Annotated in this window: 1 pseudogene; it reads right to left on the reverse strand. The window is 30.8% G+C overall.

What is annotated here, in order from left to right:
* Nucleotides 1-646 (reverse strand): annotated as a pseudogene (locus GIL12_RS09980) (oxaloacetate decarboxylase subunit alpha); the annotation flags it as partial.

The following is a 646-nucleotide window of genomic DNA, read 5'->3' on the forward strand; positions in this document are numbered from 1 at the left end:
TATACAAATAAATTTATTATATGTTCTTCTATTTCTGCTTCTGGATGTTCTCTTTTTTCTAAGAATTTTCTAGCGTTATCTGGAAATAATGCGTACATTAGTACATCTTCCATTGATTTAGCCAAATCTCCTATTTCTGCTTTATATTTTTCTAATTCTGGTTTTATTTTATCTGCTGGTCTACAAGTTTCTGGTACTTCATCACCTATTATTATCTTTTGAATTTTTGGATCTATAGGAGCTGGACTTTTTCCATACATTCCCCTTACATACTCTTTTATTTCCTTAGGAATTACCTTATACCTTTCACCTAATAAAACATTAAACACCGCTTGAGTTCCTACCATTTGAGACATTGGAGTTACTAATGGTGGATAACCTAAATCTTTTCTTACATTTGGAATTTCTCTTAGCACTGCTTCATATTTGTCCATTGCATTTTGAGCTGAAAGTTGACTCATTAAGTTAGATAGCATTCCCCCTGGAACTTGATAAGTTAAGGCCTTTGGTTCTGTTTCCATAACCTTTGGATTTAATATTCCACTTTCTCTATATTTTTCCTTTATAACTTTAAAGTATTCTGCTATTTCCCCTAAAATTTCAATATTTAATTTTGGATCTCTTTTAGTTCCTTTAAGTATTTGTT

The organism is Fusobacterium sp. IOR10, from assembly GCF_010367435.1.
Classification (GTDB): Bacteria; Fusobacteriota; Fusobacteriia; order Fusobacteriales; family Fusobacteriaceae; genus Fusobacterium_B.